The following is a 26,975-nucleotide window of genomic DNA, read 5'->3' as shown; positions in this document are numbered from 1 at the left end:
GCGCGCGCGTGCGGTCGGTGCGGGGGGGGTGGTGGCGGGGTGGTCATCCGGTGCCGAGCTTGAAGCCCACCCCGCGCACGGTGACGACCCATCCGCTGCCGCCGAGCTTGCCGCGCAGGCTGCTGACGTGGGTGTCGATGGTGCGGCGCGACCAGGAGTCGCCCCACACCTGCTGCAGGAGCTGCTTGCGCGGGATGACCGTGTCGGGCTGGGAGGCCAGCAGGCACAGCAGGTCGAACTCCTTGCGGGTCAGGGCGACCGGTTCGTCGTCCACGGTGACCTGGCGGGAGTCGACGTCGATGCGCAGCCGGCCGTGGTCCAGTTCCCTGGCCGCGGCGGGCTGCCAGCGGGTGCGGCGCATCACCGCCTCGATACGGGCCATGAGTTCGCGCAGTCCGTAGGGCTTGGTGACGTAGTCGTCGGCGCCCGCGTGCAGGCCGAGGACGCAGTCCAGTTCGCCCTGGCGGGCGGTGACGATGATGATGGGGACCCGGCTGACCTCGCGGATCGCCCGGCACACCTCCAGGCCGTCCAGGTCGGGCAGGTCGAGGTCGAGCAGGACCAGCTCGACGTCCTCGTAGGCCTGCAGGGCCGCGCTGCCGTGCCGGACGCCGACGGGGTCGTGGCCGTGGCGGCGCAGCTGGGCCGTGAGGGAGCCGGCCAGGGCGGTGTCGCCGTCCACCACCAGGATGCGCTGGCCGGTGGGTGCCCGGGCCGTTGCCGGGGTGCCCGGCTGGGTGGGCCGGGCGGCCTCGGGCACGGGGGCGAAGGGCTCCAGCAGTGCCGGTGACGGTATGTGGATCATGCCTCCCCCGTGGAGTGTGCGGTGCCCGGGCGGGCCGCCGGTGTCGCATCCGGCGGCCCCGACGCGGTGGTGGGCTCGCGCGGATGTGCTCTGCTGCCGGTTACGGCTGGGCGGGCGGCCCGGTGAGGGGCTGTCCGGGGTTCAGGACCCATGCCGAGTCGTGCCGGGTGAAGCCCATGCGCGGGTAGTAGCCGGTGGCGGCGGGGGCCGACAGGAGCACCACCTTGGCGTCGGGCGCCTCGCGGCGGGTCGCCTCCAGCAGGGCGGTGCCCACCCCGGAGCGCTGGTGGCGGCGGATGACGGCGATGTCGGAGAGGTAGGTGACGTAGGAGAAGTCGGAGATGCTGCGGGCGATGCCGATGAGGGTGCCGTCCGCCTCCCGGGCGACGACGACGAGGTTGGCCTGGCGGATCATCGCGGCCATCCGCGCGCGGTCCTGCACGGGCCGGCGCTCGCCCAGGCCGGATGCGTGGTAGACCGCGAGGACGTCGTCCAGGTCGAGGTCGGGGCCGTTGACGCGTTCAGTCTTCCAGCTCATCGAGCTTCTCCAATCGCCGCCGTATGACGTCGTGATGGACCAGGAACCGTTCGGGCCGCAGCTCCTGGCGCAGCTCGACGCCCTCGTGGGCCAGGGTGTCGGTGAAGGGGGTGCCGGTGGCCGCCGTGCGGTTCGCGGCGGCCTGCGCCGAGCGGTAGGCGTGCTCGCGCTCGGTGCCCTCGCCCAGCAGCTCCACCAGGACGGCCGAACTGTAGATGAGGCCGTGGGTGCGCTCCAGGGCGGCCCGCATCGCCTGGGTGTTCACGCGCAGGTGCGCCACCAGCTCTTCGGCCTTGGTGGCCTGGAAGTGGGCGACGGCCAGGCTGTCGGGCAGGATGACCCGCTCGACCGACTGGTGGGCCAGGTCCCGCTCGTGCCACAGGGCGACGTCCTCCAGGGCGGTGGTGGCGTAGCCGCGCAGCAGGCGGGCCAGGCCGCACAGCCGTTCGCTGGTGGTGGGGTTGCGTTTGTGGGGCATGGCGCTGGAGCCCTGGTAGGCGGGGGCGCGCTGTTCCTCGACCTCGGCGACCTCGGTGCGCTGCAGCAGCCGCAGCTCCAGGGCGATCTGTTCGACGCAGGCGCCCATGGCGGCGACGGCCTGCACCAGTTGGGCGTGCCGGTCGCGGGCGACGACCTGGCTGGGCGCGGGTTCGATGCCCAGGCCCAGCGCCTGGCACACGTACTCCTCCACATAGGGGTCGATGAGCGCGTAGGTGCCCACCGAGCCGGAGATGGTGCCCACCGCGACGGCCTGGCGGGCGGCGGCCAGCCGCTGCAGGGAGCGGTCGACGGCGAAGGCGTAGCCGGCGAGTTTGTGGCCGAAGGTGGTCGGCTCGGCGTGGATGCCGTGGGTGCGGCCGACCATCAGGGTGTCGAAGTGTTCCAGTGCTCTGGTGACCAGGGTGCGGCGCAGGCGGCGGCCGGCGGCCGCCAGCAGGTCGCCGGCGCGGGCCAGGGTGTGGCCCAGGGCGGTGTCCACCAGGTCGTAGCTGGTCATGCCCAGGTGGACCCAGCGGGCCGAGGACTCGGGGATGTTCTCGCAGTAGGCGGCGAGGAAGGACAGGACTTCGTGGTCGCGGTCCTTCTCGATCTCGGCGATGCGGTGGGCGAGCGGCACCGGGGCGCGGCGCATGTCGTTCAGGGCGTCCTCGGGGACGCGTCCCAGGCGTACCTGGGCCTCGGTGGCCAGGATCTCCACGCGGACCCAGGTGGCGTAGCGGGACTGGTCGGAGAAGAGATCCGCCATCTCGGGCAGGGTGTATCGGGCAATCATGCAACGACCTCTGTTCTCCGGATTGTCAGTACGCCTCGAAGTACTCGCGCTGTTCCCATTCGGTGACCTGGGTGTCGTCGGTGCCGGTGGTGGCGCGCCAGGTCTGGTAGCGGCGCAGTTCGCTCTCCTTGAGCTTGGTCAGGCAGGCCGTCAGCGGGCGGCCCAGGAGCTGGGCGGCGCGTCCGGTGCGGAAGGCGTCCAGGGCTTCGGCCAGGGACTGCGGCACGTACTGGGCGGTGGCCGGTCCTGGCTGTTGGGCGTGGTGTGTGCCGGTGGCGTTGCCGGTCAGGCCTTCCAGGCCGGCGAACAGCTGGGCGGCGATGGCGAGGTAGGGGTTGGCGCACGGTTCGCCGCTGCGGTTTTCGATGTGGGCGCCGGTGCCGGCGCCGACCACGCGGAGCATGACGCTGCGGTCCTCCATGCTCCAGTCCATGCGGGTGGGGGCCAGGGAGTGGCGGGAGGTGAGTCTGCGGTAGCCGTTGATGGTGGGCACCGACAGCAGGAACAGTTCCCGGCTCCAGGCCAGCAGGCCGTCCGCGTAGGCCTTGGCCTGCGGGGACAGGCCGCCGGCGGGGCCTTCGGCGGCGAAGAGGTTGCGTCCGTCGGCGGTGTCAAGGACGGACTGGTGCAGGTGCCAGCCGCTGGGGTCGAAGGCGTCCAGGCGCGGCTGGGACATGAAGGAGGCGTGGTGGCCGCGCTGGGCGCACCAGCGTTTGGTGGCGGTGCGGAACAGCAGCATCGCGTCGGCGGTGTCCAGGGCGGACATCGGGCTGAAGGTGGACTCGACCTGGCCGGGGCCCGATTCGTGTTCCATGGAGCGCAGCGGCAGGCCGAGTGCGCTCAGGTGCATGGCCAGGGGGTCGGTGAGGTGGGCGACGGAGTCGTAGCGGGCGTCGAGGTTGAACTGGTATCCGGCGTTCAGCGGCGCCACTTGGGGGGCCTGGCCCTGCAGGCCGAAGCCGTTGCCCTGGTTGCCGACCTCGCCCGCCAGCAGCCGGGTGAGGTACCACTCGACTTCCAGGCCCACCACCGGCTGGTAGCCGTGGGTGCGGTAGGCGGCTTCCAGGCGGCGCAGGACGGCGCGGGCGGACAGCGGGTGTGCGCTGCCCTCGCGCAGGTATTCGTCGCCGATGACCCAGGCGGTGCGCGGCTGGGTGCCGGGCAGCAGCTGGAAGGTCAGCGGGTCGGGTACGAGGATGAAGTTGCCGGCGCCGGCGAGTTCTTCCACGCCCAGGCCGGGCTCGCCCAGGAAGTCGACGGCGATGGCGTGCCCGGTGTCGAAGAGGAAGGGGCCGGGGCTGAAGTTCATGCCGTTGCGCAGCACGGAGCGGAAGGTGTCGGCGGTCAGTGTCTTGGAGCGGGCCAGGCCGTGCGGGTCGGGAAAGACCAGGCGGACGAAGTCGATGTGGGCGAGGTCGGCCTCGATCTGTTCGGCGGCGGCCGACTGTTCCTCGTTCCACAGTCCGTGGTCGGCGACGAAGGAGGGGGTGCCGACGGCGTCCTGGGCGGCTACGGAGCGCCATGACCGGGTGTACATGGTTCAGGGGGTCCTTTCGGTGGCGGGGACGAGCGCGGGCCGGGCGTGGGGCGGGGGCAGCGGCCCGAGCTCCCGCTCCAGCCGGTGGGCCACCCGCAGGACCAGGTCGTCGGCGCCGACGGGTCCCACGAGCTGGACGCCGGCCGGCAGTCCGGAGGCGGTCAGGCCGGCCGGGAGGGTCACCGCGGGCTGGCCGGTCATGTTGAAGGGGTAGGAGGCGGGTGACCAGGCCAGCCAGAGCAGGTCGCGGGGGTCGGCCGCCCAGGGCGGGGCGATGGCGTCGAGGGCGAACGGCTCGATGGGGACGGTGGCCATGGCCAGCAGGTGGTGGCGGCGCATCACCGAGCGCAGGCGGGTGCGCAGTTGCTGGCGGACTCCTTCGGCGCGCATCAGGGCGGTGCCGCTCAGGGTGCGTCCGTAGCGGACGATCTCCAGGCGGCCCGGGTCGCAGTGTTCCTCGTCCTGGCGGTCGGTGCCGGCCGCTTCGGCCGCGGCCAGGATGTCCACGAGGGCCGGGTAGAGGTCGTCGCAGCGCACCTCGACGCGCTCGACCTGGTGTCCCTGGCCGGCCAGGGCGGCCATCGCCTGTTCGCTGACCGTGCGGATCTCGTCGGTGGTGCCCTCGTACTCGATCCAGCCGATGCGCCGGCAGGGGCGGTCGGCGGGCAGGTCGATGGAGCCGAGCCCGGAGTCGGGGTCGGCGGGGTGGGGGCCTGCGATGACGGCGGCCAGGGCGGCCGCGTCGGCGACGGTGCGGGCCAGTGTGCCCTGGTGGGCGAGCCGGTCGACGCCGTTGGGGACGTAGGGGACGCGGCCGTAGGAGGGTTTGTAGCCGGCCACGCCGCAGAACGCGGCGGGGATGCGGATGGAGCCGGCCCCGTCGGTGGCCAGGGCGCCCTCGCCCAGGCCGGTGGCCACCGCGGCGGCGGCCCCGCCGCTGGAGCCGCCCGCGGTGAGGTGGGGCGCGTAGGGGTTGGCGGTGGGCGCGGTGAGCCGGCCCAGGGTGGCGGCGCTCCAGCCGTACTCGGAGGTCGTCGTCTTGCCGATGACGACGGCGCCGGCCGCGCGCAGCCGGGCGACGGCCGGGGCGTCCTTGCGGGCACGCCGGTTGGGCAGCAGGGAGCCGCGGGTGGTGGGCAGGTCACGGGTCTGCAGGAGGTCCTTGACCGAGACCGTGACGCCCAGCAGCGGCGCCCCGTGCCAGGCGTCGGCGCCGCGTTCGCGGATGCGCCGGTCGGCCGCCTCGGCGGCCTGCAGGGCGGTGTCGCCGGCGGCGGTGACGAACGCGCCCAGCGTGTCCTGTTCGCGCACCGCGTTCAGCACGCGCTGGACGTGCTCGGTGACGGTGCTCTCCCCGCGGCGCAGGCGTGCGGTGAGCTCGGCGATCCCCGGGGCGGTCATCGTGGGGTTTCCACGGGGTCGGGGCGGGCCGGCCCGGTGGCGGTGATGGTGCGCCAGTGCCAGGCGGCGTCGAACGCGGTGACCTGCAACGGCGCCCCGGCCAGGGCCAGTTCGGCGGCCAGCGTGGTGGCGCGGGCGATGAAGCGCGAGACGCGGTGGGCGGCGAGCAGGTCCTGTGCGTCGAAGGCGGTGCCCGCGCAGCGCAGCAGGCGCAGGTCGACGAAGCCGTTGAAGGTGCGTCCGGCCACCTCGACGGGCTGCGGGGAGCGGATGGAGAAGCGCACCTTGTTGTTGACGTGCCCGTGGTGGTGCTGGTCGGAGAAGAACGCGATGTCGGGGATGGTGGGCGGCACGAAGTGGTCGCGGGCCACCACGGCGGGGTGGCGGGGCAGGTTGCCGGGGACGAAGTGCCAGGAGTTGTACTGCATGCGCGAGGACATCGCCCAGGCCGCGTCGGCCACCGCCTCGATGGAGCCGCCGAAGTGGGCGCGGGCCCGGGGCCGGGGCACCACGCAGCAGAAGTAGTGGGTGATGTCCCAGCCGCAGATCTCCGCCCAGCTCTCCGCGCGCAGCGCGCCGATCAGGGCGGGCAGGGAGCGCATGCCGCGGCTCATGGCGAAGTCGACGTCGCACACGTCCGCGACGGCCGCCACGCTCTCGTGGACGAGGGCTTCCAGGCCGGTGCCGTGGGAAGCGTGCGGGCGGGCGAGCCACTGCGGGGCGGCGGCGGCGCTGTCGCCCAGCGCGTCCAGGGTGGCGCCGTCGAGCGGGAGGCGCTCGGCCAGGCGCCGGCTGATCTCCTCGTCGAGGCGGCGGGCGCCTTGGGCCGGGGCGGCGATGCGCTCCACCTTGTGCATCAGCGTGCCGTGGATCTCGCGGTAGAGGGGGGCCTGGCGGATCACCTGCCGGCGGCGTGCGCCCAGGGCGTCGGCCAGGGTGTTCAGGTCCTCCATGCCGTGCGAGGCGGCGGGGGCGACCGGTTCGCCCGGGACGCTGTTGTAGGAGCGGCGGATGCGCTCCAGCATGGCCGCGACGTGGTCGATGCTCAGCTGGGTGCCGTTGGCCTCCTCGACGCGGCCGAAGCCGGCCGAGCGGATGAGCAGGGTCAGGCCCGCCACCAGCTGCACGTCGTGGTCCGACCACAGTTCCAGGGGCAGTTGCTGCAGGCTGCTCAGGACGCAGTCGGGGTGGCCCGGCCACAGGGTCTTGCCGGTGAGGCTGTTCTGCTCGCGGAAGTTGGTGTACTGCCGGTCCTCCTGGTAGAGGACGAAGGGGGCGGTGCGCAGGGCGGCTTCCTTGGCCTGGTCCAGGAGGGCGTCGCGGCCCTTGTCGCCCTGCCGCTCCAGCCAGGCGCGGCAGTCGGCCAGGGTGGCCGCGCCGCGGGCGGCGGCGCGGTTCAGCTCGGCGTGGTAGGCGCGGGCGGCCTGCAGCGACCAGGGCACGCGTACGACTCCGCCGACCAGGTTCCGCCGGTCCAGGGGCCCTTGGGCGGGGCCGCGCAGGAGGATCCGGCCGGTGGTGGCCAGTGCCAGCTCGCCGATGAAGACGGGTTCTTCGTCGGCCGCCTCGATGAGGTCGAGGGCTGGGTCGGCGCCGTCGCCAGGGTGGGGGGCGGGGTCCTTCGGGCGCCAGGTCAGCTGCCACAGGGCCTGGAAGGCGGCCTCGTCGGAGGTGCTCAGGGCCCGCAGCTGGACCTCGGGGGGCACGTGCCGGTCGAGGCTGAGCAGGATGTCCACGCAGGCGCGCAGGTCCGCGGCGGTGCGGGCGCGTTCCCAGACCCGCTCCAGGAGGCCGGGGAACCCGGCGCCGGGCTCGCGGGCGCGGTCGGGTCCCGGCGCGGTGCCCGCGGGGGTGCCCAGCCTGCTGGGGCGGCGGCTGACGCGCTTCCTGGCGTTGGCGGCGCGGCGGCTCTCGCGCTCGGCCGGCCCGCTCATGAGGTGCCCGCGGTCAGGTCGATGTGGCTCCACACGCTCGCGTCGGTGGGCTCCCAGTCCTCGTCGACGTAGATGCAGTCGACGGGGCACTCGAGCACGCAGGCGGGACAGCCCGAGCACAGTTCGGGAATGATGATGACGTCGAGACCGCGGTCGAATATGGCGCCGAACTCCTCGGGGCAGCTGCGCAGGCAGCTGTCGCAGGTGATGCACTCCGAGGTTTCTATGCGGCGCGGTGGCTTCTTCCAGTTCTCGCCGCGAGTTCGCGCGGCGATCCGCTCGGAACGGGCGGATTTCGCCGCCGGTAATGCGTTCTCGCTCACGGAACACTCACCCTTCGGGTCGGTTCGAGACGCCCACATCGTTACGACGGGGTCTCGACCACTCCATGAGCTTCGGTGGTGGATTACTCGACTGCTTTGTTCAACCGGAGAAATGCTCGGTTGAACAGTGGCGGGTGGCCGATACCGTCGGGCCGGGAAGCCGACGGGGACACCGACCACGAACAGGAGCAGCCACGATGCCTGCGACGCCGGGGCCGAAACTGATGACGTTCCTGACCTTCAGGAGCCAGGCCGAGGAGGCGCTGGAGTTCTACACCGCGCTCTTCGACAACTCCGAGGTGCACCGGATGATCCGGGCGCGCGCCGGGGAGCCGGGGTGGGAGGAAGGCGTGCTGCAGCACGCCGTCTTTACACTCGACGGGCAAATGTTCATGTGTACGAACATGCCGCCGCCCGGGGCCGTTGGATACGATCTTGCGCCGTGGGATTCGTATGAGTTCTCCCCCGCGACCGCGATATACGTGCAGTGCGAATCGGAAAGCGAATTTGATCGTCTCTACACGGCGCTTTCCGAGAAGGGTGAGGTCATCATGCCGGCGGGCGGGTATGAATTCAGTGCCCGGTTCGGGTGGCTGACCGACCGGTTCGGGGTGTCCTGGCGCATCAATCTCGTGCCGGCCAGGGGGGCTCGCGCCCGCCGGGCGGCGGGCGCGGCGGGCTGAGGCGGGCGCCGGGCGCGGACCGGCAGACGGACACGGCTGAGGCCGGCCCACCGCTGGAGGTGGCCGGCCTCAGCCGTGTCCGTGCCCGGCCGCTCAGCCCCAGGCGCCGGCCACCTGCTTGGTGGTCACGTTCAGGCGGTTGAAGAAGTTGGACAGGGCGATCATCAGGACCAGTGCCGCCAGGCCCTTCTCGTCGTAGTGGGCCTTGGCGCGCTCCCAGACGTCGTCCGGCACCGGGTCGCTGCGGTCGGCCAGCCGGGTGACGACCTCGGCCAGCTCCAGCGCGGCGCGCTCGGCGTCGGTGAAGTAGTTCGTCTCCCGCCAGGCGGCGACGGCGAACAGGCGCTCCTCGGTCTCGCCGGCCTTGCGGGCGCCGCGGGCTCCGGAGTCCACACAGGGGCTGCAGCCGTTGATCTGGCTCGCGCGCAGGTGGACCAGGTCCAGGGTCGCCTTGGGGACCCCGCCGGAGTAGATCGCCTTGTACATGTCCTGCACAGGCTGGGTGGCGTCAAGGATCATCGCCGGGTTCTGCAGGCGCGCTTCCATGGTTCTTCCTCTCTTCGATCAATACGACGCCGCTCGGGCAGCGTCACTTCTATGACGAACGGGGACGGACATGTGTGACAGCGACAGCTCACCGGGTCGGCGGTGACCCGGCGGGCGGGTCGGGGGCGGGCGCCGCGCCGCGGGGGAATCCGGCGCGGCGCCCTTCCGTCCGGCGCGCCGGTCAGGTGCCGACGTCGACGCGGGCGGTCTGTGCGGGGCGCTCGCCGGCGGGCGGCGCCTCGTCCTCGGGGTGGCCCGGGCGCCAGATGCGCGGGCCGACGCCGAGGGAGAGTGCGGGGATCAGCAGGCTGCGCACCAGGAAGGTGTCCAGCAGGATGCCGATCGCGACGAGCAGGCCCTGCTGCAGCGAGCCCACGGTGGGAATGGCGGCCAGGACACAGAAGGTGGCCGCCAGCACGACGCCCGCGGAGGTGATGACGCCGCCGGTGACGGTCAGGCCGGTCAGGGTGCCCTCGCGGTGCCCGCGCAGCTTGACCTCCTCCCGGACCCGGGCCATCAGGAAGATCGTGTAGTCCACCCCGAGAGCGACCAGGAACAGGAAGCCGATCAGCAGCAGCCCGCGGTCGATGCGCGGGTAGTCGATGGCGTGGAAGAGCAGGGAGGCCGCGCCGACGGCGGAGGCGTAGGAGAGCACCACCGAGGCCAGCAGGACGAGCGGGGCGACCACCGCGCGCAGCACCAGGACCAGCATGAGCAGGACGACCGCGAGGATCAGCGGGATCAGCAGCATCTCCTCGTCCTTCTGGGCGTCGGAGGTGTCGAGCACGATCGCGGTCTGGCCGCCCACGACGGCCTCCGCGCTCTCTCCCCCGGCCCGGTCCAGCGCCGTGCGCATCCGCTCCACGGTGTCCTTGGCCGCCGCGGTGTCCGGGGCGTCCTCGAACACGGCCGTCAGGTGGGTCCAGCCGCCCGCGGTCCGCTCGGTGGCCGCGGACTCCACGCCGGAGACGTCCTGGACGGTGCGCAGGGCGGCATCGGCCGCGCCGGCGGGCACGTAGATGTCGGCGGGCGCCGCCGAGCCCGCGGGGAAGTGCTCGGCCAGCAGCCGCTGGCCCTCGACGGAGTCGACGGTCTTGGTGAACTGCTCGGCCTGGGTCTGGCCGGTCTCCACCGTGGTGGTGCCAAGCGCCAGGACGGCCAGCACGCCCAGGGAGGCGGCCCAGATCACCCGGGGCCTGCGGCCCACGGCCTGCGCCACGCGGGCCCAGGCGCCGTGCTCCTTCTCCGCGCTCGCGTCGTAGCCGGGGGTGTGGCGCGGCACGAAGGGCCAGAACGTCCAGCGGCCCAGGATGACGAGCAGCGCGGGCAGCAGCGAGGTCATCGCCAGGAAGACCACCGCGATGCCGATGGCCACCACCGGGCCCAGGCCCTGGGTGGAGTTCATGCTGCCGAAGACCAGGCAGAGCGTGGCGACGCCCACCGTGGCCGCGGAGGCCGCCAGCGCCGGCATCGAGCGGCCCACGGCGATCTGCATCGCCTCGTGCCGGTCCGCGTGGCGGTGCAGTTCCTCGCGGTAGCGGGCGATGAGCAGCAGGGCGTAGTCAGTGCCCACGCCCACGCACAGGATCATCAGGATGTACGCGCTGAGCCCGTTGACGAGCAGGCCCGCGTGCTTGGCCAGCAGGTAGACCACGCCGCTGGCGACCTGGCTGGCCAGGAAGACGGTCAGCAGCGGGACCAGCCACAGCACGGGGCTGCGGTAGGTCAGCAGGAGCAGCAGCGCGACGACGCCCAGGGCCGCGCCCAGCAGCGCCCCGTCCATGCCGCTGTAGACCTCGGCGAAGTCGCGGACGCTGCCGGCCTCGCCGGCGACGCGGATGTCCAGGCCGCCCGGCGCACCGTCCTTGACGATGTCCTCGGACTCGCTCACGGCGTCGGTGAGGACCGCGTTGTCGCTGGGGCTGGTGCGCAGCGGGTAGCTGAGGAAGGCGGCCTTGCCGTCCTCGGAGATCTGGGGCTTGGGCACGTCGCCCACGGCGACGTCGTTCTCCAGCTCGGTGCGGTCCGCCGCGATCTTCTGCCGGTCGGCGTCGGTGAGTCCCTCGCCGCGGGCGTAGACGATGATGGCGGTGCTGCTGTCCTTGTCGGCGAAGTGCTTCTCCGCCAGGGCCACCGCCTGGGTCGACTGGGCGCTGGAGGGCAGCCAGGTCTCGGGGTCGTTGTCCTGGACGTCTCCCAGCTTGGCCGCCAGGGAGCCGCCCGCCATGATCAGCACCAGCCAGATGACGAGCACGGCCCACTTGGAGCGGCGGCCGCTGACCATTCGGGCGTACCGGGTCAGGAAACCGGCCGCGGCGCTCGGATCGTCACCGTGCGTCACTGGTCGCCGACGTAGAGTTGTCATGGATGCTCGCAAAGGGTCAGGGAGCCTGCTCTCGACAGCTCCGAGCTGAATCCGGGAGAGAGCGCGACCAGGGGCGCGGAGTCTTTCGTGGCCGGCGGCCGCCGCATCCCGTCACACGCGGGTGGTCCCGTTCGTCACTGCTATGACGCCCGGCAGCGCGAAGATGTGACAGGCGTTTGTCACACACCGACCGGGATCGAAGGGGACGACGGTGGTCATGCAGGAAAACGAACGGTTGGCACGCGCGTTCGAGGAGAAGCGGCCGCGGCTGCAGGCCGTGGCCCACCGCATGCTCGGTTCGTCCGACGAGGCCGAGGACGCCGTGCAGGAGGCCTGGATCAGGCTGCACCGCAGCGAGACCGACAGCGTGGAGAACCTCGACGGCTGGCTCACCACGGTGGTGGGCCGGGTCTGCCTCGACATGCTCCGCGCCCGCAACCGCCGCGAGGAGTTCCTCGCCGAACACGCCGAACCCGCGGGCGAGCCCCGCACCGAGGAGCTCTCCGACCCCGAGCAGGCGGCCGTGCTGGCCGACTCCGTGGGGCTGGCGATGCTGGTGGTCCTGGACACGCTCGCCCCGGACGAGCGGCTCGCCTTCGTCCTGCACGACACCTTCGCCGTGCCGTTCGCCGACATCGCCGCGATCATCGGGCGCAGCCCGGCGGCCACCCGGCAGCTGGCCAGCCGGGCCCGCCGGCGCGTGCACGGTGCCTCTCCCCTGCCCGACCTGCAGCGCCAGCACCAGGTCGTGGACGCGTTCCTGACCGCCGCGCGCAGCGGCGAGTTCGAACGGCTGCTGACCCTGCTGGCCCCCGATGCCACCATGCAGGCCGACGACACGGCGGTACGCATCGGGGCCGCGCCGCTGACCGAGGGCGCCCGGGGCGTGGCGAGCATCTTCTCCGGCGGCGCCGAGGCGGCCCGCATCGCGCTCATCGACGGGTCGGTGGGCGCGGTGTGGCAGTCCAAGACGCGCCCGATCGTGGTCTTCAACTTCACCATCGAGGACGGGAAGATCGCCGCCATCGACCTGGTGGCCGGGCCCGAGCGGCTGAAGGAACTGGACATCGTGGTGCTGGACGCCTGAGCGGCCGCTTTCGCCGTTTCGTCCCGGCGGCGACGAAACGGCGGGGGCGGGTGCCGGCCGCTCAGCCGATGGTCCACCGCTGCGTGCGGTCGTTGCGGTCGCACGTGGCCGTCCGGTAGAGGCCGCCGGTGGTCTGGTAGAGGCAGAGGCGGGTCGCTGTGTTCCGGAGCATGACCGCACTGGCCGGCGCGGGCTGGATGACCTGCCACAGCTGGTTGTTCCCGCCGTTGCAATCGCCTATGTAGACGTGCCGCTCCTTGTTGCTGTCCAGGCAGTGGTCCCAGACGTAGTTCTGGAGTGTCGAGGAGGTGTTGGTGGTGCCGGTCCACCGCCAGTACTGCTCGCTGTAGGCCTTGTCGCAGGGCAGGGCCCACAAGTTGTAGTAGTGGTTCTCCGCGATGCACTGCTTGTACTCGTAGTTCGCGAACCGGGCCGGGGACGCCGCGGTCTCAGCGGCGGCGGCCGTCCCCGGTGCCGCCAGGGTCAGCGACAGGGCGAGCCCCACCGACGTCCCGATGACCGATACGACCTGCTTGATCCTTCTCCCTGAAATGGACAAGATCGGTTCCTCCCAATCGCTGTGTGACTCCTGCGAGTTGGCGTCGGCAGGCGTCGGCACATGGTCGCAGGGGACCGTCTTGATCGGGGCGCGGCCGGTCAGCTTCCGGGGGCGGCGGGTGCGGTGGCGGCCGGGGGCAGGCACTCCTCCAGGAACGCCAGGGCCCGCAGGTGGTAGGCGCGGGCCGCCCAGCCCAGGCTGATGTTGTGTCCCGCGTCCGGCTGGCGCTCCAGCAGGACGCGGGGGGAGGCGGTGAACCCGGCCGCCAGGGCGGCCAGTTCACTCTCCCCCTGGTGCCACCACCCCTCGTGCTCGGCGAAGGTGAGCCGCACCGGCACCCGCACCCGCGCCGCGAGCCGGTCGAACGCGCCCGGCCAGGACGCCAGGTCGGCCGCCTCCCGCGCGGGCATCGGCGCCACCACGGCCGCACTGGCCCGGAAGGTGCCCGGCGGATACAGCCGCAGCGGCCCCCAGTGCCGCCGCCGGTTTCCGGGACGGCCGCCGCGCACCTCGTCCTCGGCGCCCGGCGCGTACCGCCGGCCGCAGCCCGAGACATCCACACCCAGCAGCCCGTCTCCGTGCTGCGCGTGCGCGGCGGCCGACAGGGCCAGCTTGCCGCCGAAGGAGTGCGCCAGCAGGAAGACGCCCGCGCCCACACGGTGGCGGCGGGCGAAGTCGGCGATGGCCGCGCGCAGCAGCGGGCTCTGTTCGGCGACCGGCAGCCCGGCGGGCAGCGCGGCGGCGGACCGGCCGTAGCCGGGGCGGTCCACCGCCAGCACCGTGTAACCCAGCCGGGCCCCGAGCCGGAGCAGAGACAGCTCCGGGCGGGCCGCCCCGTCGAAGTACCCGGCGCTCATGCCACCGCCGTGCACCGCCACGACCAGCGCACGCGGGGCGGCCCCGGCGGGTTCGCTCAGCAGGGCGGACAGGGTGAGTCCGGCCGCGTCCAGCACGATCTGACGCACCCCGCCGTCCGGGGCGACCCGCCGGACCTGAACGGTGCGCTCCGCGCCGACGGGCACCGCACCGGCGGGTACCGCGCCGGTGAGCACCGCACCAGCGGGTGCCACGCCGACCGCCTCCTCACCGGCGGGCCGGTCACCGATGGGCACCGCGCCGGCGGTTGCCCCACCAGCGGGCCCCTCACCGGTGAGCGCCACACCGGCGGCCGCCCCACCGGCGGACTCCTCGCCAACCGCCTCCTCACCAACGGACCCCCCACCGGCGGCCGCCCCACCGATGGACCCCTCGCCAACCGCTTCCGCGCCAGCGGGCGCCACACCGTTGAGCGCCACACCGGCGGCCCCCTCGCCGACCGCCTCCTCACCAGCAGGCCCCCCACCGATGGGCACCGCACCAGCGGCCGCCCCACCGATGGACCCCTCGCCAACCGCTTCCGCGCCAGCGGGCGCCACACCGTTGAGCGCCACACCGGTGGGTGCCCCGCCGGCGGGCTGCGCGCCGGCGAGCTCCGCGTGCCGTGGGGCGGCCGTGGCCGGCCCAGGAGCCGTTGCCACTACGCGGCTCGATCCTCGCCGAACCACCGGCCCAGCGCGGCGGCCAGCCCGTCCGGTGTGCCCTCGCCCGTCCACACCACGTGTCCGTCGGGCCGTACCAGGACCGCGTCCAGGCCGGCCAGTACGTCACTGGCGCCCTCCACCGGCTTGGCGGTGGCCGTCACCACGTCGACGCGGTCGGACCAGCGGGCGGCGATGTCACGGACCCCGGCGTCGTCGGACAGGTCGAGCAGGACGCCGCGCGCCGGGTGCAGCAGGCGCAGCGTGTCGCTCTCGCCGTCGGCACCGGTCAGCGGGCGCTTGGCCAGCCGGCGGCCGAGCAGGGGGTGGGCGGGGGCCGCCGTGTCCTGATCCGAAGCGGCGGAAGCGGCGGATGCGGCGGATGCCTCGGGGGTGTTCATGTCGTAGCGGATGTCGAGGTGGCTGACGATGCCCGCCAAGTGCCGTTTGACCGCGTCGTGTTCGATGAGTTCGGTGAACAGGGCGCGCAGCGGGTCCGACTGTTCGCCGCCGAGGAACACGATGCCCTGGGCGCGGGTGTTCATCAGCAGCCGCCGGCCCACCGGGTGCCGCTCCTGGTGGTAGGTGTCAAGGAGCGTGGCCGGGGCGGTGCCGCGCACCGTGGCGGCCAGCTTCCAGCCGAGGTTGGCCGCGTCCTGCACGCCGGTGCTCAGCCCCTGTCCGCCGGCCGGCAGGTGGATGTGTGCCGCGTCGCCGGCCAGCAGGACCCGGCCGCGCCGGTACTGGCCGGCCTGGCGGGTGGCGTCGCTGAAGGAGCTCACCCACTGGGCGCTGCCGCCGCTGATGTCCTCGCCGGTGATGTGCTGCCAGGCCGCGGCGACTTCGGCGAAGGTGACGTCGTCGTCCCGGTCGCGGGCCGGGACGCCGTGCGGGCAGACGATGATGCGGTCCACGCCCTCCTTGAGCGGCGCCGCCATCACCATGCCGTGCGGCAGCCGTTCGCCCAGGAAGCGGGGCTTGAGTCCGCAGCCCTCGACGTCGGCCAGGAACATCGTGCGGCTGGCGGGCAGTCCGGGGAAGTCGAAGCCGGCCGCCCTGCGGATGCCGCTCTGCCCGCCGTCGCAGCCCACCAGGTAGGCGGCGCGCAGCTGCCGGGTGCCGTCCGGGGTCGCGACGGTGGCCTCGACGTGGTCGCCGTCCAGGAAGCCCTCGGCCAGGCCCAGCACGTCCCAGCCGCGCCGGATGTCCGCGCCGAGCTCCAGCGCCCACGCCTCCAGGACGGCCTCGGTCTCGTTCTGCGGGATGCCGCGGGCCCCGAAGTGGGCGTCCTCCAGCGTGGTGTAGTCGAACTGCACCCCGCCGAAGTGGCCCAGGGGGCTGGTCGCGAGCGTCTCCCCCTGCCCGAACCGCGGCAGCAGCCCGCGCTGGTCGAACACCTCCATGGCCCGGGCGGTGAAGCCCAGCCCCCGGGACTGCCCGGTCGGCTCGGCCAGGCGCTCGACGACGGTGACGCGGGCCCCGCCCAGGCGCAGTTCGCCCGCGAGCATCAGTCCCGTCGGTCCGGCGCCGACCACGATGACGTCGGTGTCCACCGCTGTCCCTGCCATGATTGTCCTGCCTCTCCTCGCTCGGATCTGGTCTGTGGTGTGGCGCGAAGGCGCCCGTGCGGCGCGGCGGTGGTTTGCGGGCGAGGGCGGGCGGCAGGTCAGCGGGGGGTGCCGAACCAGCGCTCCAGGGCGGCCGCGGGATCCTCGCCGTCGCCGGGCTGTGCGCCGGTGTCCGCCGCCCAGACGACGTAGCCGTCCGGGCGCACCGCCACCGCGCTCACCTTGTCCAGCTCGCCGGGCTCGCCGCCCGGCTCCGGGCGGGCCGCCACCAGGTCGATGCGGTCGGCCCAGCCCTCCCCCACGGCCGGCACCCGGCCCTCCAGGCCCAGCAGCAGTCCGCGCCCGGACCTGAGCAGTTCCAGGGTGGTGCAGGTGGAGCTGCCCACCCGCAGCCGGGCGTGCGGCAGCCGCAGGCCGGTCAGCCGGTGGCCCGAGCCGCAGCCGGCGTAGCGGATGTCCAGGCCGCTGATCATCCCGGCGAGGCGGGTGCGCACCCGCTCGTGGGGCAGCAGCTCGGCGAGGACGGTGCGCAGCGGCTCTACTTCGCGGCTGCCCAGCAGCAGCAGCGCCTGGGCGCGGATGTTGGCCAGGACGGCGCTGCCCACCGCGTGGCGTTCCTGGTGGTAGGTGTCCAGCAGGTCCTTGGGGGCGTGGCCGGCCAGGACGGCGGCGAGTTTCCAGCCGAGGTTGAAGGCGTCCTGCAGGCCCAGGTTGAGGGCCTGGCCGCCGATGGGCATCTGGCGGTGGGCGGCGTCGCCCGCGTACAGCACGCGGCCGTGCCGGTACTGCGCGAGCTGGCGGTTGGCGTCGTCGAAGTGGTTCACCCACAGGGGTGTGCCGGTGCTGATGTCCTCGCCGGTCACCCGCTGCCAGGCGGCGGCCATCTCCTCGAAGCGGGGCGGTCGGCTGCGCCGGCGTACGGCTGCTCCGAACTCGTGGACCATCACCCGGGTCACGCCGTCGGGGCGGCGCGCGGCGATGGCCAGGCCGCGCGGCAGCCGCTCGAAGCGCCGGTCGGGGATGTCGATGCCCTCGACGTCGGCGCGCAGCAGTTCGCGGGCGGCTTCCTGGCCGGGGAAGTCGGCTCCGGTCAGGCGGCGCACCGTGGAGTCCTGGCCGTCGCAGGCCACCAGGTAGCGGCCGCGCAGCCGGACGGGGCGGCCGTCGCGGCCGACGGCTTCGGCCTCGACCCGCTCGCCGTCCTGGGTGAGGTCGAGCAGTTGCAGCCGGTGGCCGCAGCGGATGTCCGCGCCGAGGGAGAGCGCCCACTCCTCCAGGACCGACTCGGTCTTGGTCTGGGGCACCTTGTGCTGGCCGGGGTAGGCGCCGGGCAGGGTGAGGTCCAGGGGCAGGCCGCCGAAGTGGCCGCGGGCCTCGGTGGGCGGGCTGCCGAGGTCGGTGAGCAGGCCGCGGCTGTCGAAGATCTCCATGGTGCGGGCGTGCAGGGTGGAGGCCCGCGACTCCTTGGTGGGGCGGTGGCGCTGCTCGACGACGGCCACCTGGATGCCGTGCAGGCACAGTTCGGCGGTGAGCAGCAGCCCCACGGGTCCGGCACCGACGACGATGACCTGGGTGTCCATCACCTCGGTCGCCTCGGTCACGTCGGTCGCCTCGGTGCGGCCCGGGCCGGCCCGGCGGGTGCGGTCGGCGTCCTGCGCGGCCATGTCAGCGCGTCCGCTCCGCGTAGTCCTTGGCGTGGCCCAGGGTGGCGCGGCTGTTGGTGCTCAGCGCGCTGTGCACGTAGTCGCGGGCGTCGGCGACGGTGGCCTGCTCGCCGAGTATCTTGGCGATGTTGGCGGTGTTGATGGAGACGGTGTGCTGCGAGCTCGCCTCGGTGGTGCCCGGGCCGGTCTCGGTGAATGTCCACACGCCGGTGTGCAGGGTCATCAGGGCGGGCAGGGTGACCTGCTTGTAGGCGATTTTGCGGGTGTCCAGGGCGACCCGGTAGGACTTGGTGGTGTGCACCGAGCCGTCCTTGGCGCGGGTGTCCATCTCCAGGATCTGCAGCCCGGGGGCGGGTTCCTCGAAGCGTACGGTGGCCACGTGCGGCAGCCGCTCGGGCCACCGGTCGGCCTCGTTGACGAAGTCGAAGACGTCCTTGGCGGCGCCGTCGATGTGCACGGTGTCGGTGAAGGAGAAGAGGAGTTTCTCGCTCTCCGCGGCGTGGGCGTGTTCGACGTTGTCCTTGAGCGCGGCCAGTTCCGAGGTGCTGTTGGTGTCCACGGCCCGGTCGATCCACTGCAGGTCCTGCGGGTCGTCGTCGATGGCCCGGTAGTCGTGCAGCAGCCGGATCCGGGAGCTGTCGGTGCCCAGCGGTTCGACGATCCAGGTGCCGCCCATCGCGGCGACCGGCGCGGTGGTGACCTCCTGGCGGAAGTCGATGCGCAGGGCCTCGGGATCCAGGGTGCGGCGTGAAGTCCAGTTCTTGGCCTGGCCGTTGGCGGTGGCCCAGATGTGGATGCGTTCCTGGTGGGCGCCGGTTGCCTGGCGTTCGACATGGATGGTGGGCGGGAAGATCTGCGGCCAGTGGCTCACGTCCGCCAGCAGGCGGTAGACCGTGGCCGCGGGCGCGCCGATGGTGATCTCGTGCTCGACCTGACGCGTCGTCATGACTGTGGCTCCTTGAGCGGGGCTGTCGGGGCGGTCGGGGCGGTTCAGAAGTTGCCGAGGCCGCCGCAGACGTTGAGCGCCTGGGAGGTGATGGAGGCGGCGGTGTCGGAGGCCAGGTAGCCGATCAGGCCGGCGACTTCCTCGGGGGTGCTGTAGCGGCCGAGGGGGATCTTGGCCTGGAACTTGGTGAGGATCGCCTCCTCGGTGGTGTCGTAGGCGGCGGCATAGCCCTGGCGCACCCGCTGGGCCATCGGCGTCTCCACGTAGCCGGGGCAGACGGCGTTGACGGTGATGCCGGTGGGGGCCAGTTCGTTGCCGAGTGCCTTGGTGAAGCCGACGACGCCGTGCTTGGAGGCGGAGTAGGGGGCGCCGAGCACGACGCCCTGCTTGCCCGCGGTGGAGGCGACGTTGATGATGCGGCCCCGCTCCTGGGTGCGCATGCCGCCGGTGGTGAGCACCGCGCGGGTCATGCGGAAGACGCTGGTGAGGTTGGTGTCGATCACGTCATCCCACAGCTCGTCAGTGAGGTCCGCGGTGACGCCGCCGCCGGAGCGGCCGGCGTTGTTGACCAGGACGTCGATGCGGCCGTACCGGTCGACGGCGGCCTGGACGAAGGCGGTGACGGAGGCGCCGTCGCGCACGTCGAGCACCTGGCCCTCGGCCTCCAGGCCGTCGTTGCGCAGGGCCTTGACGGTCGCGATGACGTCGCTCTCGGTGCGCGCGCCCAGGAAGACCAGGTGGCCCTGGGCGGCCAGCAGCCGGGCGGCGGCCAGGCCGATGCCGCTGGTGGCGCCGGTGACGAGCGCGACGCGGGAGGTGGACTGTGTCATGGCGGGTGTCCTCTCAGGCCACGCGGGCGGCGGCCAGCCGCTCGTTGACGGTGTCGATCAGTTCCCGGGGGGTCAGGGCGTCGGTCAGCGTGTCGTCGTCGAGCGATATGCCGTACTCGCGCTCGATGCAGCCGCCGGTCTCCAGCAGGGCGAGCGATTCGTAGCCCAGCAGGGCGAAGGTGGTGTCCAGGATGTCGTCGGGCCGGGCGCTCTCGTCGGCGCCCGCGGCCTCGACGAGGATGCGCTGGAGGTCGGCGAGGGTGAAAGGTCGGTCGCTCATGTCGGTGTTTCCTTCGTCTCGGGGCCCGGCCGGCGCGGCGGTGTTCCGCCGGCCGGGGCGCGGGCGGCTCACTGCCCGGCGCGCACGACCAGTGCGGAGTTGAACCCGCCGTGGCCGCGGGCCACCACCAGCGCGGTGCGCAGGGCGGCCGGGCGCACCTGGTACAGGACCAGGTCCAGGTCGTACTCGGGGCAGGGGTCGATATGGACGGTGGGCGGGATGACGCCGGCCCGCATGGCGAGCAGCGCGCAGGCCACGTCCAGCGGTGCGGCGCCGGAGTGCAGGCGGCCGGTCATCGTCTTGGGCACGGTGACCGGGACGCGGCCGGGGCCGAAGACCTCACTGATCGCCTCGGCCTCGGCCCGGTCCAGTTCGGGCACGCCCGCGCCGTCGGCGAAGACCACGTCGATGTCGCCGGGGGCGGTGCCCGCGTCGTCCAGGGCGGTGCGGATGGCGGTGCGCAGGGTGGAGCCGCGGCCGCTGTGCGGGGGCGGGTCGATGGTCGCCCCGTAGCCGGCCAGTTCGCCGTAGACCTCGGCGCCGCGGGCGCGGGCCGCCTCGGCGGGCTCCAGGGTGAACAGCGCCCCGCCCTCGCCGGGCACGTAGCCGCGGGCGTCGCGGTCGAAGGGCAGGTAGGCGCGGGTGGGTTCGTCGCTGTCGCTCATCCGCCCGCCGGCGAGCTGGGCGACCCAGCCCCAGGGGCAGACCGAGGCGTCCACGGCGCCGCACACGATCAGCGGGGTGCCCTTGCGCACCAGCCGCCGGGCCTGGGCCAGTGCGTCCAGGCCGCCGGCCTGGTCGCTGACGACGACGCCGCTGGGCCCCTTCATGCCGTGCCGGATGGAGATCTGGCCGCTGTTGACCGCGTAGAACCAGGCGAAGGACTGGTAGGCGGAGACGAACTGGCTGCCCTTGGCCCACAGTTTCTGCAGTTCGTCCTGGCCGAACTCGAAGCCGCCGGCGTGGCTGGCGGTGACCACGCCCATGTCCAGCGGGTCGAAGGCGGCCACCTCCACGCCGGCGTCCGCCAGCGCCCAGTCCGCGGCGGCCAGCGAGAGCCGGGTGACGCGGTCGGTCTGCGGCAGCAGCCGGCCCGGCAGGTGCTCGGCGGCCTCGAATCCGGGGATCTCGCCCGCCAGTTGGGCGGGGTAGCCGGAGGGGTCGAAGCGGGTGATGCGGCCGATGCCGCTCTTGGCGCCCACGGTGGCCGCCCAGTAGTCGGCCGCGCCCAGGCCGTTGGGGGCGGCGATGCCCATGCCGGTGACCGCGACCGGGGTCATACGGTGCTCCTTTGCGCGCTGGTGAGCACCATGGCGCTCTGGAATCCGCCGAAGCCGCTGCCGACCGTCAGCACGGAGTCGACCCGCTGGTCGCGGGCCGTCAGCGGCACGTAGTCCAGGTCGCATTCGGGGTCCGGGGTGTGCAGGTTGGCTGTGGGCGGCACGACGTCGTACTCCATCGCCAGGGCGGAGGCGGCGATCTCTATGGAGCCGATGGCGCCCAGCGAGTGGCCCACCATCGACTTGATGGAGCTGACCGGGGTGCGGTAGGCGTGCTCGCCCAGCGCCTTTTTGAACGCGGCCGTCTCGTGCCGGTCGTTCTGCTTGGTGCCCGAGCCGTGGGCGTTGATGTAGTCGACCTGCTCGGGGTTGAGGCGGGCCTCGTCCAGGGCCAGGCGGATGGCCTCGGCCATCTCCGCGCCGTCCCGGCGCAGTCCGGTCATGTGGTAGGCGTTGGAGCGGGTGGCGTAGCCGGCGATCTCGGCGTAGATGTGCGCGCCGCGGCGGCGTGCGCTGTGCAGTTCCTCCAGGACGAAGAAGGCGGCGCCCTCACCCAGCACGAAGCCGTTGCGGGTGCTGTCGAAGGGCCGCGAGGCCGTTGCGGGCGCGTCGTGGCGCGGTGTGGTCGCCTTGATCGCGTCGAAGCAGGCCATGGTGATCGGTGAGATCGGCGCGTCGGAGGCCCCGGCGACCATGACGTCGACGGAGCCCTCGCGCACCAGCTCCACGGCGTAGCCGACGGCGTCGATGCCGGAGGTGCAGCCGGTGGAGACGACCGTGGAGGGTCCTTCGGCGCCGACCGCCCAGGCCACCTCCGCGGCGAAGGAGCTGGGCACCAGGTAGTTGTACAGGTGCGGCACGGCGTAGCGGTGGTCGACCAGGTCGAGGCGGCCGCCGTCGCTGACGACGCGGTATTCGTTGTCCAGGCCCATGGTGGCGCCCACCGCGCTGCCCACGACCACGCCGATGCGGTGGGGCGGGTGGGCGGCCAGTTCGGCGCCGCTGTCCTCGACCGCGCCGCGCGCGGTGACCACGGCGAACTGCGCGGCCCGGTCCATGCGCCGCACCTCCTGCGGGCTCAGGCCGTTCTCCAGGCCGCAGAAGTCGGCCTCGGCCGCCACCTTGGAGCGGAACGGGGCGGGGTCGAAGAAGGTGATGCCCCGGGTCGCGGTGCGGCCCTCGCTGAGCAGCTGCCAGAACTCTTTTCGGCCCAGGCCGCCGGGGGCCAGGACCTCGATGCCGGTGATGGCCACGCGGCGCTGCGTCATGCGCCGGCCTCCCAGGAGTAGAAGCGCTTGGCCATGGCGTCGGCCGGGGAGCGCCAGGTCGCGGGGTCGTAGGCCTCGATGTGCGGCTTGAGGTCCTCGCTGATCCTGACGAAGCGCGGGTCGTCCTTGGCCCGTTCGATCCGGGAGTCTCCGTCGTCGCTGTCGAAGTCCTGGAGGTGGAAGTAGAGGCCGCGGTAGGCGAAGAGCTGGCGGCGCCGGGTCCCCATCCGGTGGGGCATGTCGGTGGCGTCGAAGTCGGTGAACAGTTCGGCGACGTCGCGGCTGGAGTCGATCGCCATCCGGGCCACGATCAGCGTGCTGTGCATACCTCGCTCCTTGCGGTGGGCGCCGGGCGCTGGGCGCTGGGCATGACGGGGTCGGGGCCGGCGGGCCGGTGTCGAGCGGCCCGGGGCCGGGCGGGGCGCCCGGCCCCGGCGGGTGGCCGGGGCCGGGTGTGCTCGATCGGCCGGCCCGCGCGGCCGGTCCCGGCAGGCCTCAGGCGCCTGCGGCGCGGCTGTGGATGACCCGGTAGGAGTTCCAGTCGCTCTCGGTCTTCAGGGCGTTGATGCGCGCCTCGGACTTCTGGCGGGTCTCGGACTGCTGCGCCAGGGGCTGGTTGCGGTGGGCGTCGTACTGCTCCTTGCTCGCCCACTGCGAGTAGACGACGGCGAAGGGCCCGTCCAAGAAGCGGGCGCGCAGGCCCTTGAAGACGCTGTGGGAGCGGTAGCCGTCCACGTCCACGAGCCAGGACTGGCCCTCGCCCAGCTCCGCGATCAGCTCGTCCTGGTTGCCTTCGGCGACCTTGAAGATCTCGATGACGGTGTGGTCGTCGCGGTCGGGCGAGACCTCGGTCGCCTCGCCCTGGGAGGGGTGGCGCTGGGTGTGGACGATCTCGCTCTGCAGCAGCCGGATCGAGGTGGTGATGTCCTGGAAGACCGGCAGCGTGCGGTGCTTGAACTCCTCGCCCGCATACCGCTTCTCCAGGTCCTCGCCGCTGCGCCACTGGATGAAGTTGGCGGTGCCGGGGCTGTCCTGGCCGGCGTGCACGGTGGAGGAGATCCAGCCGTCGAAGGCCGCGGTGTCGACGATCTTCCGCATCTCCTGGATCAGCTTGTCCTGCTTGTCCGGCCGGTCGGTGGTGAACAGGTTGAGGACGGTCAGGTACTTGTCCTGGGTGGAGATGTAGGGCATGGCGGGGTGTCACTTCCTGTCAGGAATGGATGCGGACCGTGGGGCCGGGGTTCCGGGGTTCAGGCGGCGGGGCCGAACCAGCGCTCCAGCGCCCGGGGCAGGGTCTCGGCGCCCGGGTCGGGCGTGATCCAGGCGATGTAGCCGTCGGGGCGCAGCAGGATCCCGTCGGCCTCAGGCAGGTCCTGGCCGCGGTCCGCGCCGACGAGGTCGACGCGGTCCGACCAGGCCTTGGCGGCATCGAGCAGCGGGCGGCCGGCGCCGAAGTCGAGCAGGACTCCGCGGCCGGCGTGCAGCAGCTCATAGACGCTGGTGCGCTGTCCGTCGCAGGTCAGCTCGGCGTCCTGGAGGCGCCGGCCGAGCAGCGGGTGCTCCCCCGCGCCCACCTCGTGGCGGATGTCGAGTCCGGTGACCATGCCGACGAGGTGGGTCTGCACCGACTCGTACTGCGTGAGCTCGGTGAACACCTCCAGCAGCGGGGTGATCTCCTCGCCGCCGAGGTAGAGGATGCGCTGGGCCAGGGTGTTGGTGAGGATGCGGGCGCCGACCGGGTGCCGCTCGCTGTGGTAGGTGTCCAGCAGCGCGTCGGGGGCCAGCCCCTTGAGGACCAGGGCCAGTTTCCAGCCGAGGTTGACCGCGTCCTGCACGCCGGCGCTCATGCCCTGGGCGCCGATGGGCAGGTGGATGTGGGCGGCGTCGCCCGCCAGGAAGACCCGGTCGCGCCGGTACTGGGCGGCCTGCCGGCTCACATCGGTGGTCGAGCTCACCCACAGCGGGGTGGCCGCGTGGATGTCCTCGCCGGAGAGTTTCTGGAAGGTGTCGGCGACTTCCTCGAAGGTGATCGGGTCGGCGCTCTTGCGCAGCGGTTCGGTGCGGTCGTAGTAGATGATGCGGCAGCGGTCCGGGCCCAGCGGCAGCACCATGATCATGCCGTCGGGCACCCGCTCGCCGGCGAACCGGGGCCGCAGCCGCACCCCGGCGATGTCGGCGAAGCGCAGCTCGATGGCCGGCTCGGTGCCGGGGAAGTCGATCCCGGCGGCTTCGCGCACCGCGCTGCGGGCGCCGTCGCACCCGATGACGTACCGTCCGCGCAGCCGGCCGCCGTCGGGCCCGGCCACCTGCAGCGTGACGCCGTCGGCGTCCTGGACCAGGCCGGTGATCTCGACGGACCGGCGGATGCGGGCACCCTGCTCGGTGGCCCAGCCGGTCAGCATCGCCTCGGTGCGGGACTGGGGTATCCCCCGCGCGCCGTACGAACCGCCGCTGAGCACCCGGTAGTCCAGCGGCACTCCGCCGAAGTGCCCGGCGGGGATGACGTCGACCTCGCCGAGGCGGGACAGCAGCCCGCGCTGCCCGAATTCCTCGATGGTGCGCGCGGAGAATCCAAGAGCGCGTGACTGCTGCATCGGCTCGGCGAGCCTGTCGACCACGAGAACGGAAATTCCGTGCAGGCCGAACTCACCGGCGAGCATGAGTCCCGTGGGACCCGCGCCTACGATGATCACGTCCGCGTCATAATTGTCCATCGTCGTCCATCCGCCCTCTTCTGGTTGATGTTTTACGAGTATGGACAGCGCCGGAGCGGGCGGTAAAGAGACGCCGGTTCACAGCTTCTGCAGTCCAGTACAGAAACGTGCGGAGAATGTCAGATCTTCTACAGGCGGGGTTGGTCGGGGTGCCTTTGTGGGCCCATTCTCAAGCATGACCTCGACTGAAGCTGAAGCCTTCACTCCGGACACGGCCATGGTGGATGCCTTTACCGTGCGCGGGCTACTGGACCGCTATCTCCTGGCGTTGGACACCGAAAAGCTCGACGACGCGTGGGCGCGCGCCCTGTTCACCGAGGACGCCGTGGTCGCGTTCCCCCTGAGCCGGCACGAGGGAAGGGCCGGGCTCGCGGAATGGCACCGCAGCGCGCTGGCGCATTTCGCCCGCACCCAGCATCTGAATTCGCCCGCGGTGGTGGACTGCGCGGGCGACGAGGCGAGCCTGCGCGCCAACCTCGTCTCCACGCACGTGCACCATCCCGGCGGCGAGGGGCCCGAGTTGTTCACCACCGGCACCTCGGTGAGCGGCTCGGCCCGCCGCACCCCGGCCGGCTGGCGGCTCACCCGGCTCTCCTTCGGGCTGATCTGGGTGGACGGGGTGCCGCCCGGCGCGCGCGGCTGATGCCCCACACGCCCACAGTTCCCTCAGCACCCTCAGTGCCCTCAGTGCCCTCAGCAGGCTCGGCGGGCTCAGCAGGCTCGGCGGGCTCAGCAGTTGAGGGTCGTCACCCGGTCGACCGCGATCTCCACGACCACCCGTCCCGGCGGGTTCGGCGGCCCGGAGAAGTAGCGCTCGGTGTAGCGGCGGACCCCCTCGGCGACGCGCTCGGGCGTGTCGAAGACCTGGGCGGTGCCCTCCAGGGCGACCCAGGCGAAGCCGTCCACCTGGCACAGCGCGACCCGGGCCGCCGGCGAGGCCAGCACGTTCTTGACCTTGCGCGTGGTGTTCACCGTCAGGACGCGGGCCAGGCCCGCCCGCTCGTCCCAGGTGAACCGCACGGGCGTCAGATGGGGCGAGCCGTCGGGCCGCAGCGTGCTCAGCACGGCGGTGTGCGGCGCGGTGAGGAACGCGCGGGCCGAGGGGGACAGCGCCGTCGTGCCGGCGCGCCGCGGGGAGAGCGTCATCGTCTTGGACTCCTCTTTCGGTCACCGGCGCAACGCGCCCTGGCACACCACCGTCGCGGCTCGCGGTCCCGGCCGGGAAGGGGCGTCGGTCAGTCGATCCCGCGGACCACGTTCGCCTCCGCGGGCTCGTCCTCGTCGTCGTCCACCCCGGCGAGCCGGAGCACCGGCGCGATCCCTTCCACGCCGCGTCCCTGGCGCTCGCGTTCGGCCTCGTCCATGGGCCTCTCCTCCTGCGACCGTGCGCCCCGCGGAGCCGCGGAGCGCGACTGCTCCACCCGGCCACGGTGGCAAGGCGCTCTCGAGGCCGGGCGGAGGGGCGGCTCGAGTCCGCCTCGACACCGCGTCGACCAGGGGCCCGCACAGTCACGGCCCGGCGCACCCGCATCCGCTGCGGCCACCGGTGGCCGCGCCCCCGTCGGAGGGATCCCCATGGCCGGCTTGATCAGGCGTTTCTGGCACGAGGTGTACGCGGCCCTGCAGGCCTACGGCGCCATCTACATGTCGGGGGCCTGGCTCCCGCCCGCCGCCGCGCCGCCCGCCACCGCGCCCCGCGGAAGTGCGCCGTCCGGCGCGGCGCACCGGGAACTGGCGGGCCCGCCCCGGGACCATCCGGAACGGCTGTGCCCGGAGGTCGCGCTGACCCCGGTGGAGCGCGCGCTCAACCGGCAGCTGGAAGGCGGCGAAGGCGGCTTCTGACCTGGCATCACAGGG

Annotated in this window: 27 protein-coding genes; 4 read left to right on the top strand and 23 right to left on the bottom strand. The window is 72.9% G+C overall.

Annotated elements, in window-relative coordinates; translation table 11 throughout:
- Nucleotides 1-43: 43 nt before the first annotated feature.
- From ACZ7LU_RS37665 to ACZ7LU_RS37635, 7 genes are all read right to left on the bottom strand, one after another.
- On the bottom strand, nt 44-805 hold the full coding sequence (locus tag ACZ7LU_RS37665; RefSeq protein WP_471919343.1) for a response regulator: 762 nt from the start codon (nt 803-805) through the stop codon (nt 44-46).
- Nucleotides 806-905: 100 nt separating this feature from the next.
- Nucleotides 906-1,343, bottom strand: coding sequence for a GNAT family N-acetyltransferase (locus ACZ7LU_RS37660; protein ID WP_398310526.1), 438 nt, complete (start codon nt 1,341-1,343; stop codon nt 906-908).
- A complete protein-coding gene (gene purB, locus ACZ7LU_RS37655; RefSeq protein WP_398310529.1) occupies nt 1,327-2,616 on the bottom strand; it encodes an adenylosuccinate lyase in 1,290 nt (429 codons plus the stop codon). Before purB ends, ACZ7LU_RS37660 begins: the two co-directional genes overlap by 17 nt.
- Before the next feature lie 25 nt (nt 2,617-2,641).
- Nucleotides 2,642-4,153 (bottom strand): glutamine synthetase family protein, encoded by a 1,512-nt coding sequence (locus tag ACZ7LU_RS37650; protein ID WP_471919342.1) that lies wholly within the window; start codon nt 4,151-4,153, stop codon nt 2,642-2,644.
- Nucleotides 4,154-4,156: 3 nt separating this feature from the next.
- Entirely contained in the window at nt 4,157-5,554 is a 1,398-nt protein-coding gene (locus tag ACZ7LU_RS37645) for an amidase (RefSeq protein WP_471919341.1), read from the bottom strand.
- Entirely contained in the window at nt 5,551-7,488 is a 1,938-nt protein-coding gene (locus tag ACZ7LU_RS37640) for a hypothetical protein (protein WP_471919340.1), read from the bottom strand. The genes ACZ7LU_RS37645 and ACZ7LU_RS37640 overlap by 4 nt, the downstream gene beginning before the upstream one ends.
- Complete coding sequence (locus tag ACZ7LU_RS37635) at nt 7,485-7,811, bottom strand: ATP-binding protein (protein ID WP_398310541.1); 327 nt, start codon at nt 7,809-7,811, stop codon at nt 7,485-7,487. Before ACZ7LU_RS37635 ends, ACZ7LU_RS37640 begins: the two co-directional genes overlap by 4 nt.
- Before the next feature lie 197 nt (nt 7,812-8,008).
- Here ACZ7LU_RS37635 and ACZ7LU_RS37630 point away from each other — a divergent pair, with 197 nt between their 5' ends.
- Entirely contained in the window at nt 8,009-8,494 is a 486-nt protein-coding gene (locus ACZ7LU_RS37630; protein ID WP_398310544.1) for a VOC family protein, read from the top strand.
- Nucleotides 8,495-8,587: 93 nt separating this feature from the next.
- Here ACZ7LU_RS37630 and ACZ7LU_RS37625 read toward each other — a convergent pair whose 3' ends face one another.
- Both ACZ7LU_RS37625 and ACZ7LU_RS37620 read right to left on the bottom strand, forming a co-directional pair.
- On the bottom strand, nt 8,588-9,040 hold the full coding sequence (locus tag ACZ7LU_RS37625; RefSeq protein WP_468092011.1) for a carboxymuconolactone decarboxylase family protein: 453 nt from the start codon (nt 9,038-9,040) through the stop codon (nt 8,588-8,590).
- A 181-nt stretch (nt 9,041-9,221) separates the two neighbouring features.
- Nucleotides 9,222-11,381, bottom strand: a complete 2,160-nt coding sequence (locus tag ACZ7LU_RS37620; RefSeq protein WP_471919339.1) for an MMPL family transporter — start codon at nt 11,379-11,381, stop codon at nt 9,222-9,224.
- 241 nt (nt 11,382-11,622) lie between these two features.
- Here ACZ7LU_RS37620 and ACZ7LU_RS37615 point away from each other — a divergent pair, with 241 nt between their 5' ends.
- Nucleotides 11,623-12,492, top strand: coding sequence for a sigma-70 family RNA polymerase sigma factor (locus ACZ7LU_RS37615; protein ID WP_398310804.1), 870 nt, complete (start codon nt 11,623-11,625; stop codon nt 12,490-12,492).
- Between the two features lie 61 nt (nt 12,493-12,553).
- Here ACZ7LU_RS37615 and ACZ7LU_RS37610 read toward each other — a convergent pair whose 3' ends face one another.
- From ACZ7LU_RS37610 to ACZ7LU_RS37555, 12 genes are all read right to left on the bottom strand, one after another.
- The gene (locus tag ACZ7LU_RS37610) at nt 12,554-13,051 is read right to left on the bottom strand and encodes an RICIN domain-containing protein (RefSeq protein WP_471919338.1); all 498 of its coding nucleotides are present in this window, start codon (nt 13,049-13,051) and stop codon (nt 12,554-12,556) included.
- Between the two features lie 98 nt (nt 13,052-13,149).
- Nucleotides 13,150-14,016 (bottom strand): alpha/beta hydrolase family protein, encoded by an 867-nt coding sequence (locus ACZ7LU_RS37605; protein ID WP_471919526.1) that lies wholly within the window; start codon nt 14,014-14,016, stop codon nt 13,150-13,152.
- A gap of 551 nt (nt 14,017-14,567) precedes the next feature.
- Nucleotides 14,568-16,136, bottom strand: a complete 1,569-nt coding sequence (locus ACZ7LU_RS37600) for an FAD-dependent monooxygenase (RefSeq protein WP_471919337.1) — start codon at nt 16,134-16,136, stop codon at nt 14,568-14,570.
- Nucleotides 16,137-16,234: 98 nt separating this feature from the next.
- The gene (locus tag ACZ7LU_RS37595) at nt 16,235-17,800 is read right to left on the bottom strand and encodes an FAD-dependent monooxygenase (protein ID WP_471919336.1); all 1,566 of its coding nucleotides are present in this window, start codon (nt 17,798-17,800) and stop codon (nt 16,235-16,237) included.
- Nucleotide 17,801: 1 nt separating this feature from the next.
- Nucleotides 17,802-18,746 (bottom strand): aromatase/cyclase, encoded by a 945-nt coding sequence (locus ACZ7LU_RS37590; RefSeq protein WP_468564333.1) that lies wholly within the window; start codon nt 18,744-18,746, stop codon nt 17,802-17,804.
- A gap of 44 nt (nt 18,747-18,790) precedes the next feature.
- A complete protein-coding gene (gene fabG, locus ACZ7LU_RS37585) occupies nt 18,791-19,576 on the bottom strand; it encodes a 3-oxoacyl-ACP reductase FabG (protein ID WP_471919335.1) in 786 nt (261 codons plus the stop codon).
- Nucleotides 19,577-19,589: 13 nt separating this feature from the next.
- Entirely contained in the window at nt 19,590-19,856 is a 267-nt protein-coding gene (locus ACZ7LU_RS37580) for an acyl carrier protein (protein ID WP_398310568.1), read from the bottom strand.
- A gap of 68 nt (nt 19,857-19,924) precedes the next feature.
- Nucleotides 19,925-21,136 carry a ketosynthase chain-length factor gene (locus tag ACZ7LU_RS37575; protein WP_470983584.1) on the bottom strand — a complete coding sequence of 404 codons (1,212 nt, stop codon included), beginning with the start codon at nt 21,134-21,136 and terminating at the stop codon, nt 19,925-19,927.
- The gene (locus ACZ7LU_RS37570) at nt 21,133-22,404 is read right to left on the bottom strand and encodes a beta-ketoacyl-[acyl-carrier-protein] synthase family protein (protein ID WP_398310574.1); all 1,272 of its coding nucleotides are present in this window, start codon (nt 22,402-22,404) and stop codon (nt 21,133-21,135) included. Before ACZ7LU_RS37570 ends, ACZ7LU_RS37575 begins: the two co-directional genes overlap by 4 nt.
- Entirely contained in the window at nt 22,401-22,730 is a 330-nt protein-coding gene (locus ACZ7LU_RS37565; protein WP_468092027.1) for a TcmI family type II polyketide cyclase, read from the bottom strand. The genes ACZ7LU_RS37570 and ACZ7LU_RS37565 overlap by 4 nt, the downstream gene beginning before the upstream one ends.
- Before the next feature lie 169 nt (nt 22,731-22,899).
- Entirely contained in the window at nt 22,900-23,595 is a 696-nt protein-coding gene (locus tag ACZ7LU_RS37560) for an antibiotic biosynthesis monooxygenase family protein (RefSeq protein ID WP_398310580.1), read from the bottom strand.
- 59 nt (nt 23,596-23,654) lie between these two features.
- A complete protein-coding gene (locus ACZ7LU_RS37555) occupies nt 23,655-25,118 on the bottom strand; it encodes an FAD-dependent monooxygenase (RefSeq protein ID WP_471919334.1) in 1,464 nt (487 codons plus the stop codon).
- Nucleotides 25,119-25,293: 175 nt separating this feature from the next.
- On the opposite strand from ACZ7LU_RS37555, the gene ACZ7LU_RS37550 reads away from it, so the two are divergent.
- On the top strand, nt 25,294-25,761 hold the full coding sequence (locus ACZ7LU_RS37550) for a nuclear transport factor 2 family protein (protein WP_471919333.1): 468 nt from the start codon (nt 25,294-25,296) through the stop codon (nt 25,759-25,761).
- An 86-nt stretch (nt 25,762-25,847) separates the two neighbouring features.
- On the opposite strand, the gene ACZ7LU_RS37545 is transcribed toward ACZ7LU_RS37550, so the two are convergent.
- Both ACZ7LU_RS37545 and ACZ7LU_RS37540 read right to left on the bottom strand, forming a co-directional pair.
- On the bottom strand, nt 25,848-26,264 hold the full coding sequence (locus ACZ7LU_RS37545) for a pyridoxamine 5'-phosphate oxidase family protein (RefSeq protein ID WP_471919332.1): 417 nt from the start codon (nt 26,262-26,264) through the stop codon (nt 25,848-25,850).
- A gap of 89 nt (nt 26,265-26,353) precedes the next feature.
- Nucleotides 26,354-26,482, bottom strand: a complete 129-nt coding sequence (locus tag ACZ7LU_RS37540) for a hypothetical protein (RefSeq protein WP_398310592.1) — start codon at nt 26,480-26,482, stop codon at nt 26,354-26,356.
- Nucleotides 26,483-26,693: 211 nt separating this feature from the next.
- On the opposite strand from ACZ7LU_RS37540, the gene ACZ7LU_RS37535 reads away from it, so the two are divergent.
- A complete protein-coding gene (locus tag ACZ7LU_RS37535) occupies nt 26,694-26,960 on the top strand; it encodes a DUF6059 family protein (protein WP_471919331.1) in 267 nt (88 codons plus the stop codon).
- Nucleotides 26,961-26,975: the final 15 nt, after the last annotated feature.

The organism is Streptomyces sp. NPDC039462, from assembly GCF_055639375.1.
The sequence above is the reverse complement of the archived record's forward strand: the minus strand, read 5'-3'. Positions and strand labels throughout refer to the sequence as shown.